This is a genomic window from Mesorhizobium sp. WSM3873, from assembly GCF_001672445.1.
Lineage (GTDB): Bacteria > Pseudomonadota > Alphaproteobacteria > Rhizobiales > Rhizobiaceae > Mesorhizobium.
The window spans coordinates 497,870-510,812 of record NZ_LYTM01000034.1 but is presented as its reverse complement, the minus strand read 5'-3'; the positions used below and the strand labels follow the sequence as shown (position 1 = coordinate 510,812).

Genomic DNA, 12,943 nt, shown 5'->3' with positions numbered 1-12,943 from the left:
GCATGTCGCTCTGCCAAAACCGCTGCGCACTGTTTGGCGACATGCAAACAAAAAAGCCGCTCCAAGAGCGGCCTTTTCGTGATTTATATCAATCGGTTACAGCGCAGAAGTAATCTGCAGCTCGCTGTTGCCGTCGAGGCCGTAAATGTCGTCGCGGAACTGCACGACGCCGGGTCCGGTCGACCATGCCGACAGATACAGGAAGTGGACCGGCACCGGGTTGACCACCTGAACCGGCGTATTCTCGCCAGTCTTGATCGCCGCCTCGAAATGCTGGCGATCCCAGCCGGGCGTATCACGCAGGATCCAGGTGACGAGGTCGCGCACATTCTGGACGCGCACGCAGCCGGAAGAGTCGAAGCGCATCAGCTTGCCGAACAGGCTCTGCTGCGGCGTGTCGTGCATGTAGACGCCGTCCGGGCTCGGGAAATTGATCTTGACCGAGGCCATGGCGTTGCCGGCGCCGGGATCCTGGCGGAAGCGGTACTTGGCGGCATCGTCCGTCGACCAGTCGACGGTCATCGGATCGACCTCGCTTCCGTCAGGCGCGAACAGCCGGATGTGGCTGTCCTTGAGGTAGTTCGGATCCTTCCGCATCAGCGGAATGATGTCCTTGCGCACGATCGAGACCGGCGCGTTCCAGTAAGGATTGACGATGATCTCGTTGATCTTGGAATTCACGATCGGCGTCTGGCGGTCGATCTTGCCGACGATCGCGGTGTGGCGCAGCACGACGCGGTCGTTCTCGACGGCTTCCACCTGCGCGGCCGGAATATCGACCAGCACATAGCGGTCGCCGAGCGTGCCCGCCTTCTCGCGCAGCCGCTGCAGATTGGTCTGCAGCTGGCCAAGCCGGATCGGCGCCGGCACGTTCATCGCCGAATAGGTGTATTTGCCCATGGAGCCGTCGGCCGGCAGGCCGTGACGGAGCTGGAAGCGCTTGACCGCCGAGTCGACATAGGAATCGAACGCCGTCGAAATGCCGGCGCTCTGCGACAGGTCGCCCGAGACCATCAGCCGCTTGCGCAGCGGCACGACATCCGGATCGTCGACGCCGAGCTGCAATTTCTTGGTTGCCGGAACCTGCTCCCAGCCGCCCTGGCCGACAATGCCCTGGTACTGCGCCACCGCCTGCTCGGTGAAGGCTACGGTCTGCAGGCTGAAGATCGGCAGCGTCGACGCAACCTTGCCGGTCTCGCTGGCACGAGCGTCGAACTGGTCGTCCCAATTGCCGCGGGTCGAGGATTTCAGAATGTCGCCGATCACATCCTGCGCGCTGGCATGGCCGGCGACGACGGCGGCGGCGAGCGCAGAGGCTCCGGTCAGGAAGAAACGGCGGCTGGTTCTCATGGATGTTCCAGACATTTTAGCTATATCTAATCTCGCTCAGTTCGCTCTACTGGCGGGTTGCCCGCACTCTAGGGTCGGCAATCTTAACAATTAGCCAACCATGACTTGCGTCAGCAGGGCGTGAAAACGTAGGACACGACACCTGCTCCAGGAAGCGCAGGGCCTCGGCCCGCAGCATCACCCGCATTCTCGCTTTCACTGCGATTATGGCGGCAACGTGACCTTGGCCCGCGATTTGCATCCGGCAAGATGATCAAAAAATGGGACCGAGGCATTTTGGCATCGCCGATAGCGGCGGGTTCACCAGATGCCCGCCGTCATCCTCGGTTTGCCCCTATTTCACCCGGTTCGGGCAGAGGGCTTTGAACTGCTCCAGCGTGTAAGTCGTAGCCCGAGGCCCCCGAGCCATCGAGCACCACGTTCTCGTCGGTGTCGGTGATCTGATAATCCGTCTCGCTTCCGGCGGGGCTGCGCCCCTGGAACAGCATGTTGGCGCCGTAAAAGGTGGTGAATTTTCCGCTCTTGCAGTCCGCTGTGATCTCCAGATGCAAGGGCGTTTTCATTTCCTTAGCGATGCAATCCTCGGTTACCTCACCGACATAGTCGCGGCAGGATCCGATGGCGTTCTGCCTCGTATGTTTGGTCAGGATGCTGGCATGCGAGGTGTTGATGCCGGATTTCTTGACGACCGTAACCTCCATTCCGGCCTTGGAGCCATAACCGAGGGTCCGGGCAGCGGCCGGTGAAACAAGGATCACAGCGCAAATCGCAAGCAGGATATGACGCATGAGGCCCTCCTCTTTTGCCTGCAGAGCTTCCACGCGCGCTGCTCGGCGGTCAAGCGCCCTGCTGCAGCGCGCTTTCGCAAAAGAAAAGAACCGGCACCTGTCGGCACCGGCCCTGATTGTTTCCTCCGGCCGCGCTTCTTCGGCGCGACTTCGATCGTCTCAGATTTCGAATCCGCTTACATCCGGTAAGCGATCGTGTCGTTCCAGAAGCGATCCAGACGCTGGAGCGCGCGGTTCATCTGCTTGAACTCGTCGGTGTTGATGCCGCCCACGGCCTCGATCGAGCCGACATGGCGCTCGTAGAGGCCGGCGACGACCTCGGCCACCTCGTTGCCCTTCGGCGTCAGCGAGACGCGGACCGAGCGGCGGTCGATGCGCGAGCGCTGGTGGTTGATGAAGCCGAGGTCGACCAGCTTCTTCAGATTGTAGGAGACGTTCGAGCCGAGATAATAACCGCGCGAGCGCAGCTCGCCGGCGGTCAGCTCCGAATTGCCGATGTTGAAGAGCAAAAGCGCCTGGATGGCGTTGATGTCGGAGCGGCCGTTGCGGTCGAACTCGTCCTTGATCACGTCAAGCAGACGGCGATGCAGACGCTCCACCAGCTGCAGCGATTCCATGTACAGCGAACGGATCGCCTCGCGGCGATCGTCGGAAACGTTGGCGGTCTTCGCCGCCGGACGCGAATTGATCATTGTCTTTGCCTCTCGTTTGTCGCCCGGTGATTTTTTGTTCTTCACCTTGATCGCGACACTATCGAATACTCATAAAATTCGACTTAAACGCCAGGGCTAACAAGAGCTTACCGGTAAGAGGTTTCGAAAGAGGCTTAACGAACGGTCATACGAGCAAGAACAATTAACCTAAAGATTTAGCCAAGGGTTTTGGGGCAGTCGCCGACCCCGTATCTAGGTTCCTTACGCCGCCCGGCAAGCTATTGCCTGAGCTGGCGCTTCTGCAGCCAGATGACCACGCGGAAGACGATGTAGAGCAGCGCCACGCAGGCATGTGAGACGACGATCAGGATCCGGTGGCCGAAGAGATTGGGAAAACCGGCATACATGACGGTCTCGGTCGCCGCGCAGATGAACCAGATCACTGGCCCCCAGGAGGCAAGCATCCAAAGGCCCGCGGCGGCGAAAGGAAAGAAAACGGCAAGCGTGGCCGCGGCCACCTGCCAGTGCACCGGCATCAGATCGAAGCGCCAGAGCTCGCCCGGATAGATGCCGATCAGCCGGACCCAGTAGAGGACACCGAACAGCAGGCAGTAGCCGGCAATGACCCGCTGGAACCAGGCGAAGATGATCTCGGTGGTCGAGGGCTGCAGCACCACGCGCCTGGAGGTGACCTCGCTCACAGCTCCAGCTCCCCGGCCCCGAGCGGCGCGAAATACGCGTCGACATCGGCTGCGCTCACCGCATCGAGGCTGGCGGGCCGCCATTCCGGCTTCGAACCCTTGTCGATGATGGCGGCGCGGATGCCTTCATAAAAGTCGTGGCCGGCCAGCATGCGGTTGAGGATGCGGAACTCCATCTTCATGCACTCGTCCATCGACAGCGTCGACCCGGCGCTGATCTCGCGCCAGGCGACGTTGAGGCTGGTCGGCGAACGCGTCCTGATCGTTGCCAGCGTCTTGTCGCCGAAAGCGTCGGTGGCGGATGCCCGCTCCAGGCTGGCGACGATAGCGGCGAGCGAGGGTTGCGAAAAATGGCGGGCGATCGATTCCAGATCCTGCCGCTCGGTCTCGCGTCTTGCGGGTGTGAAGAAATCGCGCAACTCCGCGTTCGCGTCGCCGCTTGTGGCCAGCTCGTCAAGCAGCCCCGCCTGGTCCTCGGCCTTGATCGTGTGGGTGGCGAGGCCCGACCACAGTGCATCACCATAGCGGATGCGGTTTCCTGTCAGCCCCAGATACATGCCGAAGCTGCCGCCGAGATCGGGCAGCAAATGGCTGGCGCCAACATCGGGGAAGAAGCCGATGCCGACTTCCGGCATGGCGAATTGCGCGTTCTCGGTCAGCACGCGGTGCGAGCCGTGGAAGGAAATGCCGACCCCGCCGCCCATGACGATGCCGTCGATCAGCGCGACATAGGGTTTCCTGAAGCGGGCGATGCGGGCATTGAGACGATACTCGTCGGCGAAGAAGTCGACCGGCGGCTTGCCGGCGCGGCCCGCCTCGTAAATGTGCAGAATATCGCCACCGGCGGAAAATGCCCTGCCCTCAGCCTTGACGACGACGACGGCGACGCCGGCATCGCCCTCCCAGGCGTCAAGCGCCTTGCCAAGCGCCTTGACCATGCGATGGGTGACGGCATTGAGCGCCTGCGGCCGCGTCAGTGTGACGACGCCCGCCTTGCCTAGACGCTCGAAGCGAATCTCGTCGCCTCCGCCAAAATCCATCGCCAGAGAATCCTCCTCTCCGCCCTTCCAGGGGGATTGAAGTGCTAAAGGCGGCATAGGGATGCGTCAATGGCGGCAACGCCGCGCTGGCGGCCAGCCGCTTCCGGTGTTAGGTAACCGGCAAAGTGTCGCGCGTAGGCGGCGCGACAGATTTCGAGCTAATCGACATGGCTGGGGTTTCTCGTCTCGTTGCTGGATTGGCAGGTCTCCTCTTTCTGGGAGTTGCGCCGGCCGCCGCCGAGGCAGCCTCCGAACTCTACCTGGCGCAGACGATCGTCACCGGCACCGGCGAGCCTAATCGCGAGATCGGCTTCAGGGATTGCCTGGACAAGGTGCTGGTCAAGGTTTCAGGCGATCAGCGGCTGACGCAGAAGCCGGAGATGCTGGCGCTGCGCAATAAGGCGGCTGACTTCGTCCAATCCTTCCGCTACCGCGACCGGCTGGAAGGCGTTCCGATCCATGACGAGCAAGGCACGCATGACCGGCCGCACGACCTCACCTGCCTCTACAAGCCCACAGTGGTCGACAAGCTCCTGGCGCAGCTCGGCAGCAAGCCATGGCAGGGCGAGCGGCCGCTGATTGCCGTCTTCATAACGGCCGAGCAAGGGGCGCAACATTTCGTGCTGACGGCCGACGAGGATCGCGGCGAGTCAATGCGCGAATCCTTTGCCAATGCCACGGCGCCGCTCTCGGTGCATGTCAGCTTTCCAGAGGCTAACCAGCTCGCCGGCCTCGACGACAAGGCGCTGCGCACTGCCGATATGGCAAAGCTCGACCAGCTCGCCCGGCAGGCGGGTGCCGACCGGGCGCTCGCCGGCAGCATCGTGTGGAACGACAAGGAATTGGGCTGGATCGCCGACTGGCGGCTGGCCGAACACGGCAAGACCTATCAATGGCAGGTGCGTGGCGTCAGCTTCGACGAGGCTTTTCGCGTGGCTGTGAAGGGCGCGGCACAGATTCTGTCGGGGAATGGACAGCCGTAAACGTCGGCGCTGCCGCTCATCCGCCTGCCGGCACCTTCTCCCCGTCAAGGGAGAAGGGAAGTGCTCCAGCGCCGGCGATCGCCTCTCCCCGTTCTTCACGGAAGCAACTGGCACAATCGTGTCGCATTGGTCAGCGGCAGGGGCGCATGGTAAAAGCCGGGACGACAACAGAGTTCTGGCGATGAACAAGTTTACCCCCGCAAAGCCTGCCGGCGCCCGCAGCGTCGACGAGATCACAGGCAGCCGCAGGCTGCGGCGCATGCGCAAGGCCGACTGGTCGCGCCGGCTGGTGCAGGAAAACCAGCTCTCGGTGAACGATCTGATCTGGCCGATCTTCGTCGTCGAGGGTAAAAATGTGCGCGAGCCGATCGCCGCCATGCCGGACGTCTACCGCCTGTCGGTCGACCTCGCGGTGAAGGAAGCGGAGCGCGCCGCCAAGCTCGGCATCCCGGCGATCGCGACTTTTCCCAACATCGAGCTTTCGCTGCGCGACCAGACGGGCTCGCATATCCTCGATCCCGACAATGTCATCAACCGGGCCACCCGCGCCATCAAGGATGCGGTGCCGGAGATCGGCATCATCACCGACGCGGCGCTCGATCCGTTCACCAGCCATGGCCATGACGGCATCCTGCGCGACGGCATCATCGTCAACGACGAAACCGTCGAGCAGGTCACGGCCGCGGCCGTCATCCAGGCAGCCGCCGGCGCGGACATCATCGCGCCGTCCGACATGATGGACGGCCGCATCGGCGCGATCCGCGACGCGCTGGACGCCAACGGCTTCCAGGACGTGGCGATCATGTCCTATGCGACGAAATTCGCCTCGGCCTTCTACGGCCCCTATCGCGAGGCAGTCGGCACCGCCGGCCTGCTCAAGGGCGACAAGAAGACCTATTATATCGACCACGCGAATTCCGATGAAGCCGTGCGCGAGGCCGAGCAGGATCTGGCCGAAGGCGCCGACATGCTGATGGTGAAGCCGGGGCTGCCCTATCTCGACATCATCCGGCGGCTGAAGGACGAGTTCCAGATGCCGACCTTCGCCTACCAGGTGTCGGGCGAATATTCGATGATCAAGGCGGCCAGCGCCAATGGCTGGATCGACGGCGAAAAGGCGATGCTGGAATCGCTTCTCGCCCTCAAGCGAGCCGGCTGCGACGGCGTCCTCACCTATTTCGCGCCGACCGTAGCGGAGATGCTGAGGGGCTAGGCCCAGGCGAAATCTTAAATTCTCGCCGCGTCACCTGGGCGCCGCCCGACGAGACGATCGCTCGCCGGAAAATTCCGCTTGCATTATGCAATCAGTTAAGTTACCCCATGACTGCTTGCAAAATACAACTAGTTCACGAGGCGATCATGTCAAAGCTGCGCGTCAACGCTTTTACCCTGTCGCTGGACGGCTACGGCGCCGGCCCCGATCAGACTCTCGAAAGCCCGCTCGGCGTCGGCGGCGAAGGACTGCATAAATGGATGATCGGCACCCGCACCTTTCGTGAGATGGTGATCGGCAAAGACGGCGGGACCAAGGGCATCGACGACAGCTTCGCCGTGCGCAGTTTCGAGAATGTCGGCGCCTGGATCCTCGGCCGCAACATGTTCGGGCCGGTCCGCGGCGAATGGCCGGACGAGAGCTGGAAAGGCTGGTGGGGTGACAACCCGCCCTATCACGTGCCGGTCTTCGTGCTCACCCATCACAAGCGGGCGCCGATCTTAATGGAAGGCGGCACGACGTTTTACTTCGTCACCGGCGGCATCCATTCGGCGCTCGAACAGGCGAAGGCGGCCGCCAAGGACAAGGATGTGCGGGTCGGCGGCGGCGTCGCCACGATCCGGCAATATCTGAAGGAAAGCCTGATCGACGAGATGCATCTCGCGGTCTCGCCGATCCTGCTCGGCTCCGGCGAGCATCTTTTCGCCGGGCTGGACATGCCGAAGCTCGGCTACCGCTGCACCAGCCAGGTCGCGACCGCCGACGCGACGCATGTGATGATCGGGCGGGCGTAAGCTCGGCTCCCCCTTCTCCCCCTGTGGGAGATGGGGAAGTGCTCAATACTTTTCCGGCACATAAAGCTCGCGCGGCAGCACCTGCCGCTCGTAGGACGGGTTGAAGACGCGCTCCGGCAGCGTGATCTCCTCATGCGGCACGTCTTCGTAAGGCATTTGCTGCAGCAGGTGATCGATGCAGTTCAGTCGGGCCCGCTTCTTGTCGTTGCCTTCGACAATGAACCACGGCGCTTCCTTGATGTTGGTACGGGCGAAGGTCTCTTCCTTGGCCTTGGTGTATTGTTCCCAGCGCACGCGCGACTGCAGGTCCATCGGCGACAGCTTCCACTGCTTCATCGGATCGTGGATGCGCATCAAAAAGCGCATCTGCTGCTCCTCGTCGGTAATCGAGAACCAGTATTTCACCAGCGTGATGCCGGAGCGCACCAGCATGCGTTCGAATTCCGGCACGTCGCGGAAAAACTCTTCGACCTGATCCGCATTGGCAAAGCCCATCACCCGCTCGACGCCCGATCGGTTGTACCAGGAGCGGTCGAACAGCACGATCTCGCCGCCCGCCGGCAGATGCGGCACGTAGCGCTGGAAATACCATTGCGATCTTTCACGCTCGGTCGGCGCCGGCAGCGCGACGACGCGGCAGATGCGCGGATTGAGGCGCTGGGTGATGCGCTTGATGACGCCGCCCTTGCCGGCCGAGTCGCGTCCCTCGAAGATCACCACCAGCTTCTTCTTGTGGTAGGCAACCCAGGACTGCAGCTTGATGAGCTCCGACTGCAGCCGCAGCAGCTCGCGGAAATAGGTAATTCGCTCGATGGAGGGCGGATGCGACTTCTTGTAGATCCTGGCGATCTCGAGCGAGAGCGCGGGTTCGGAAATCTCCAGCTCGTAGTCCTCGTCGAGCGTGTCCTCGAGTTCGGCTTCCAGCCAGTCCTTGGCTCCGGAATTCGTCTTGACCTCGTTCATTGCGCAGCTCCTGCCTGTCAGCCACTTTCGCCTCGGATGCGCTCCGGCCGCGGCCGGAAGCACAACTCCGTAAGCCGACTGAGATACAGACGCGCAATGACGGTTTTATTGCGAGCAGGAGCCGGCAACGCTGGACCAGCCGATATGTGATCGGCCCGTATCGATGGCGGGGCGACAAGCCGCCCGAATTGTCCTACAAATACTTCGCCTCTTCCCGGCGCCCGCGACGGCGCGCCTCTTCAAAACAAATCGCAAGGACCTGACATGGAATACCGCACGCTTGGCCGTTCCGGCCTGAAGGTTTCGACTTTGACCCTTGGCACGATGACCTTCGGCGGGACGGGCCCGTTCGCCGCCGTCGGCGAATCCGATCTCTCGCAGGCGAGCCGCATCATCGATACCTGCATCGATGCCGGCATCAATCTCATCGACACCGCCAACGTGTATTCGAACGGCCTGTCGGAGGAGATCGTCGGCGAGGCGCTCGGCGGCAAGCGCAAGAACGATGTGCTCATCGCCTCCAAGGCGCGCATGCGGATCGGAAACGGCCCCAACGACGAAGGCCTGTCGCGCCATCACCTGATCCGGGAATGCGAGCGGAGCCTGAAGCGGCTCAAGACCGACGTCATCGACATCTATTTCCTGCATGAGTGGGATGGGGTCACGCCGCTGGAGGAAACGATCGCTGCGCTCGACACTTTGGTCAGCCAGGGCAAGATCCGTTATGTCGGCTGTTCCAATTATTCGGGCTGGCAGGTGATGAAGGCCCTCTCGATCAGCGACAGCCATCATCAGCCGCGCTTCGTCACGCAGCAGATCCACTACACGCTGGAAGCGCGCGAGGCGGAGTACGAGTTGCTGCCGATCTCGGTCGACCAGGGTCTTGGCGTGCTGGTGTGGAGCCCGCTGGCCGGCGGCCTGCTGTCGGGCAAATACCGCCGCGACAGCCCGACGGCCCGCCAGCTTGGCGGCTGGTCCGAACCGCCGATCCGCGACGAGGACAGGTTGTGGCGGATCGTCGACGTTCTGGTCGAAATCGGCAAGGCGCGCGGCGTTTCGGCGGCACAGGTGGCGCTTGCCTGGCTGCTCGGCCGCCCGGCCGTTTCTTCGCTGGTGATCGGCGCCCGCAACGAAGCCCAGCTCAAGGACAACCTCGCCGCGGCCAGCCTGACGCTGTCCCTGGACGAGCGCCTGCGCCTCGACGACGTCAGCCGGCCGCCGGTGCTTTATCCCTACTGGCACCAGCAGCTCACCGCCAAGAACCGGTTCGGCCCCGCCGACCTGGTGCTCGACCGCAGCGATATCTGAGAATGCGCGCCGTGCTCCGCGCCCGAAAACGCGCGGAGGTCAGCCGGCGATAAAACGCCAGACCTCCGGGTCGGGTTCGATCTGGCCGCTGAGCACGAAATATTTGTAGAGGACGAGCAGCGATACCGCCCGCTCGTCCTTTTCGTTGCTGAACCGGCGGCAATAGGCGTTGGCCGCCGTTATGATGCGTTGGGCTTCCGCCGGGTGCTTTTCGAAATAGGCGATCTTGTCGGCGACGTCCGAAAAATCCGACGCCAGAGGCACGTAGTGGACATCGGCCTCGAGCTCAGCCTCGGCGAACCAGGTTTCGTAGGTCGGCGGCGGCATCAGGCAGAGCGAATTCGAGCTCATGATCCACTTGAGGTTCGTCGCCACGTCATTGCCTTCGAGCGAGACGATGTAGCGGAACTGCCGCTGCTGCGCGATCGTGAGATACGGCTTGCGATAGTTCTCCGGGGCGCTTGGCTTGGGCGAGCCGGCATCGCAAGACGGCAGGTCGCGCACGGCATCGACGAACCGTTTGCGGATTGGATTGTTGAAATGACCGCGCCAGACCGCCATCGGGCGCTTGTCGGCGAAGGACAGATTGTCCTTTGGCATGTTGAAATGGCGGAACTTGTCGAGCTTCATGATCACGGCGTTGCCGTTGTCGTTACGGATCGGCCGGTCCTTGACGATTGACGGCACCGCCGGAACGTCGACGACGTCGCCAAACTCGAGATCGATGAGCAGGTGGCGATCGAAGTAGCGGGCGAACTCCTTCAGGTCGTAATAGTACATGCTCCCGAACTTGGGTATTTGACTGGCGGGCACCGCCGCCGCGCTCGGCACGAAGCTATGGTCGAGCCGGTTGTAGTAGTTGACCCGATCACGGACCGTTTTGCTGGAGAGCCTCGCCTGGTCCAGCCGGCGCGCAAGCCGCCGGCGAAAGAGAGCCTGCGGCGCCACATCGCGCGTGATGTTGCGTATGAAATAAAATACCCGCGCTGCGGTGCGTAAGGGCGAGGCCATGCGTCCGTCGTTTAAAGATGTCCGTCGCCTCCTACAGCATTGTGCCGAACATCTTGCAAGCCCGCCCAAGCTGACGAACTTGTTGAAGTTCGACGATGGCCGAGGATCAGGCAGCGACGACGGCAAAGCCCCTGGCGCGCAGGCCGCGCCGGTCGTCATGCAGCGAAGTCACCAGGCGGTCGCGGCTGCCGGCGATGTGGGCCGAGAGCAGCCGTGCCGCCTTTTCGGCGTCACCCTTTCGCACGGCAGCCAGGATGGCGTGGTGCTCGGCCCAGGCGCGGCCAAGCGCCGCCTCGTCGCGCACTTCCAGCCAACGCGCGCGGGAGAGCCTGGTCATTGCATCGCGGACTCCCCTAAGCAGGAATTCATTGCCGGAAAGCCTGGCCAGCTCGATGTGAAAATCCAGACCAACGCGGTGCCATTCCTCGCGCGGCGTACCGGCGTCGCAGGAATCGAGCATCGCCGCGATCACCTCGATCCCGCTGCGATCTTCCAGCGACGCCGTCAACCGCACCGCCGCCACCTCGACCGCCTCGCGGTAGACGGCGATCTGGCCGAGCTCGGCGAGATTGATCGGCGCCACCGTCCAGCCGCGGCCGTCACGAGCGATCAGCCCTTCGGTCTCGAGGCGCAGCAGCGCCGCCCTGACCGGGGTGCGGGAGGCGCCGAAGCGGCTTTCGATCCAACGCTCGGTCAGCCGCTCGCCCGGGCCGATCTCGAGCCCGAGGATCATTTCGCGAAGCTGCCTTTCGACATTCTGCATTTGCGACATTTGTCGTTCCGCTCTTCGGCGCCGCATTGACAGCGGCGGGGTTGAGGTTCATGACGGATACCGATCTGGTATCCCAAAATGGTATCCGGAACAATCCCGGACAACCAAGTAGGCATGACATGGCAGAAAACAGCACCCAGAGCGGCTACAATATCCATTGGCGACGCAATCTCGCCGTCTGCTTCGCCGGCTCGTTCAGCACGCTGATTGCCATGACGCTGCTGTTGCCGTTCCTGCCGCTTTATGTCGAACAGCTGGGTGCCAAAGGGCACGCGGCAATCGTGCAATGGTCAGGAGTTGCTTACGGTGCCACCTTCTTTGCCGCGGCGCTGGTCGCCCCTCTGTGGGGGCGGCTCGGCGACCTTTACGGCCGCAAGCTGATGCTGGTGCGCGCCTCGTTCGGCATGGCGATCTGCATGTCGCTGACCGGTATGGTCGAAAGCGTCTGGCAATTGGTGTTGCTGAGGCTCCTGATCGGCTTTGCCGGCGGCTACTCCTCGGGATCGACGATATTGGTGGCGATGCAGACGCCAAAGGAGCGCTCCGGCTGGGCGCTCGGCGTGCTGTCGGCCGGCATCACGGCCGGCTCGCTGGTCGGACCGCTGCTTGGTGGCATGCTGCCGCCGCTGATCGGCATCCGCGCCACCTTCCTGTTGTCGGGCGCTGTCATCTTTCTCGCTTTCCTGGCCACGACTTTCCTGATCAAGGAAAACCCGCCGGCTCCCAAAGCTGTCTCGTCGGCAAAGCCGAAGAGCGGCTGGGCACAGATTCCCGACAAGCGCCCGGTCGTCGCGATGCTGACGACCGGCATGCTGCTCGCCTTTGCAACCATGTCGATCGAGCCGATCATCACGGTCTATGTGCAGCAGCTCGTCGCGGACCAGAGCAAGGTGACGATGGTCGCGGGCGTGGTGATGTCGGCGGCCGCGCTTGGAACCATCCTGTCCTCGTCGTGGCTGGGCAAGCTTGCCGATCGGGTCGGCCACTGGAACGTGGTCGTCGGCGCGCTCGCCGTTTCGGCCCTGCTGCTTGTCCCGCAAGCTTTCGTCACCGACGGCTGGCAGCTGATCGGGTTGCGCTTCCTGATGGGGCTGGCGCTGGGCGGCCTCCTGCCCTGCATCACCAGCGTCATCCGTCACAACATCCCCGACGGCGTCGGCGGCAATGTGCTCGGACTATCGATCTCGGCGCAGTATGTCGGCCAGGTCGCGGGACCGCTCGCCGGAGGCTTCGTCGGCGGCCATTTCGGCATGCGGGCGGTGTTCTTGGGCACATCGGTGCTGATGGCGCTGGGGGCGGTCTATAACTGGATTGTCCAGACGCGGCGCGCACGGCATATGCTGCTCGAGGCCGGCGAATCCTGAGCC

13 protein-coding genes are annotated in these 12,943 nt (G+C 62.9%); 5 read left to right on the top strand and 8 right to left on the bottom strand.

Annotation, left to right across the window (positions count from 1 at the left end; all coding sequences use genetic code 11):
* Positions 1–96: 96 nt before the first annotated feature.
* The 5 genes from A9K71_RS21985 to A9K71_RS21960 all read right to left on the bottom strand — a co-directional run bounded on the left by A9K71_RS21985 (position 97) and on the right by A9K71_RS21960 (position 4,532).
* On the bottom strand, positions 97–1,350 hold the full coding sequence (locus A9K71_RS21985; RefSeq protein WP_067000724.1) for a L,D-transpeptidase family protein: 1,254 nt from the start codon (positions 1,348–1,350) through the stop codon (positions 97–99).
* Between the two features lie 317 nt (positions 1,351–1,667).
* Positions 1,668–2,138 (bottom strand): hypothetical protein, encoded by a 471-nt coding sequence (locus A9K71_RS21975; RefSeq protein WP_245299712.1) that lies wholly within the window; start codon positions 2,136–2,138, stop codon positions 1,668–1,670.
* Between the two features lie 176 nt (positions 2,139–2,314).
* A complete protein-coding gene (locus A9K71_RS21970; protein ID WP_067001002.1) occupies positions 2,315–2,830 on the bottom strand; it encodes a winged helix DNA-binding protein in 516 nt (171 codons plus the stop codon).
* Between the two features lie 239 nt (positions 2,831–3,069).
* Entirely contained in the window at positions 3,070–3,492 is a 423-nt protein-coding gene (locus A9K71_RS21965) for a DUF6163 family protein (protein ID WP_067000719.1), read from the bottom strand.
* Entirely contained in the window at positions 3,489–4,532 is a 1,044-nt protein-coding gene (locus tag A9K71_RS21960; RefSeq protein ID WP_067000717.1) for an enoyl-CoA hydratase/isomerase family protein, read from the bottom strand. Before A9K71_RS21960 ends, A9K71_RS21965 begins: the two co-directional genes overlap by 4 nt.
* Before the next feature lie 167 nt (positions 4,533–4,699).
* On the opposite strand from A9K71_RS21960, the gene A9K71_RS21955 reads away from it, so the two are divergent.
* From A9K71_RS21955 to A9K71_RS21945, 3 genes are all read left to right on the top strand, one after another.
* Positions 4,700–5,515 carry a DUF2066 domain-containing protein gene (locus tag A9K71_RS21955; RefSeq protein WP_067000714.1) on the top strand — a complete coding sequence of 272 codons (816 nt, stop codon included), beginning with the start codon at positions 4,700–4,702 and terminating at the stop codon, positions 5,513–5,515.
* A gap of 181 nt (positions 5,516–5,696) precedes the next feature.
* The gene (gene hemB, locus A9K71_RS21950; protein ID WP_067000713.1) at positions 5,697–6,728 is read left to right on the top strand and encodes a porphobilinogen synthase; all 1,032 of its coding nucleotides are present in this window, start codon (positions 5,697–5,699) and stop codon (positions 6,726–6,728) included.
* Positions 6,729–6,874: 146 nt separating this feature from the next.
* Complete coding sequence (locus tag A9K71_RS21945) at positions 6,875–7,522, top strand: dihydrofolate reductase family protein (protein ID WP_067000711.1); 648 nt, start codon at positions 6,875–6,877, stop codon at positions 7,520–7,522.
* A gap of 42 nt (positions 7,523–7,564) precedes the next feature.
* On the opposite strand, the gene ppk2 is transcribed toward A9K71_RS21945, so the two are convergent.
* On the bottom strand, positions 7,565–8,485 hold the full coding sequence (gene ppk2, locus A9K71_RS21940) for a polyphosphate kinase 2 (RefSeq protein WP_067000709.1): 921 nt from the start codon (positions 8,483–8,485) through the stop codon (positions 7,565–7,567).
* 264 nt (positions 8,486–8,749) lie between these two features.
* Here ppk2 and A9K71_RS21935 point away from each other — a divergent pair, with 264 nt between their 5' ends.
* On the top strand, positions 8,750–9,793 hold the full coding sequence (locus A9K71_RS21935; protein WP_067000706.1) for an aldo/keto reductase: 1,044 nt from the start codon (positions 8,750–8,752) through the stop codon (positions 9,791–9,793).
* Between the two features lie 39 nt (positions 9,794–9,832).
* On the opposite strand, the gene A9K71_RS21930 is transcribed toward A9K71_RS21935, so the two are convergent.
* Both A9K71_RS21930 and A9K71_RS21925 read right to left on the bottom strand, forming a co-directional pair.
* Positions 9,833–10,804, bottom strand: a complete 972-nt coding sequence (locus A9K71_RS21930) for a glycosyl transferase family 90 (protein WP_067000703.1) — start codon at positions 10,802–10,804, stop codon at positions 9,833–9,835.
* Between the two features lie 106 nt (positions 10,805–10,910).
* Entirely contained in the window at positions 10,911–11,576 is a 666-nt protein-coding gene (locus A9K71_RS21925) for a GntR family transcriptional regulator (protein WP_067000700.1), read from the bottom strand.
* Positions 11,577–11,695: 119 nt separating this feature from the next.
* Here A9K71_RS21925 and A9K71_RS21920 point away from each other — a divergent pair, with 119 nt between their 5' ends.
* The gene (locus tag A9K71_RS21920) at positions 11,696–12,940 is read left to right on the top strand and encodes a multidrug efflux MFS transporter (RefSeq protein ID WP_067000697.1); all 1,245 of its coding nucleotides are present in this window, start codon (positions 11,696–11,698) and stop codon (positions 12,938–12,940) included.
* The last annotated feature ends 3 nt before the right edge of the window (positions 12,941–12,943 follow it).

Excerpts from the sequence above, each read along its gene's own strand:
- A9K71_RS21920 (WP_067000697.1), top strand. The coding sequence starts at position 11,696 with ATGGCAGAAAACAGCACCCAGAGCGGCTACAATATCCATTGGCGACGC.
- A9K71_RS21960 (WP_067000717.1), bottom strand. The coding sequence starts at position 4,532 with ATGGATTTTGGCGGAGGCGACGAGATTCGCTTCGAGCGTCTAGGCAAG.
- A9K71_RS21955 (WP_067000714.1), top strand. The coding sequence starts at position 4,700 with ATGGCTGGGGTTTCTCGTCTCGTTGCTGGATTGGCAGGTCTCCTCTTT.
- A9K71_RS21930 (WP_067000703.1), bottom strand. The coding sequence starts at position 10,804 with ATGGCCTCGCCCTTACGCACCGCAGCGCGGGTATTTTATTTCATACGC.
- hemB (WP_067000713.1), top strand. The coding sequence starts at position 5,697 with ATGAACAAGTTTACCCCCGCAAAGCCTGCCGGCGCCCGCAGCGTCGAC.
- A9K71_RS21985 (WP_067000724.1), bottom strand. The coding sequence starts at position 1,350 with ATGAGAACCAGCCGCCGTTTCTTCCTGACCGGAGCCTCTGCGCTCGCC.
- A9K71_RS21975 (WP_245299712.1), bottom strand. The coding sequence starts at position 2,138 with ATGCGTCATATCCTGCTTGCGATTTGCGCTGTGATCCTTGTTTCACCG.
- A9K71_RS21935 (WP_067000706.1), top strand. The coding sequence starts at position 8,750 with ATGGAATACCGCACGCTTGGCCGTTCCGGCCTGAAGGTTTCGACTTTG.
- A9K71_RS21925 (WP_067000700.1), bottom strand. The coding sequence starts at position 11,576 with ATGTCGCAAATGCAGAATGTCGAAAGGCAGCTTCGCGAAATGATCCTC.
- ppk2 (WP_067000709.1), bottom strand. The coding sequence starts at position 8,485 with ATGAACGAGGTCAAGACGAATTCCGGAGCCAAGGACTGGCTGGAAGCC.
- A9K71_RS21945 (WP_067000711.1), top strand. The coding sequence starts at position 6,875 with ATGTCAAAGCTGCGCGTCAACGCTTTTACCCTGTCGCTGGACGGCTAC.
- A9K71_RS21970 (WP_067001002.1), bottom strand. The coding sequence starts at position 2,830 with ATGATCAATTCGCGTCCGGCGGCGAAGACCGCCAACGTTTCCGACGAT.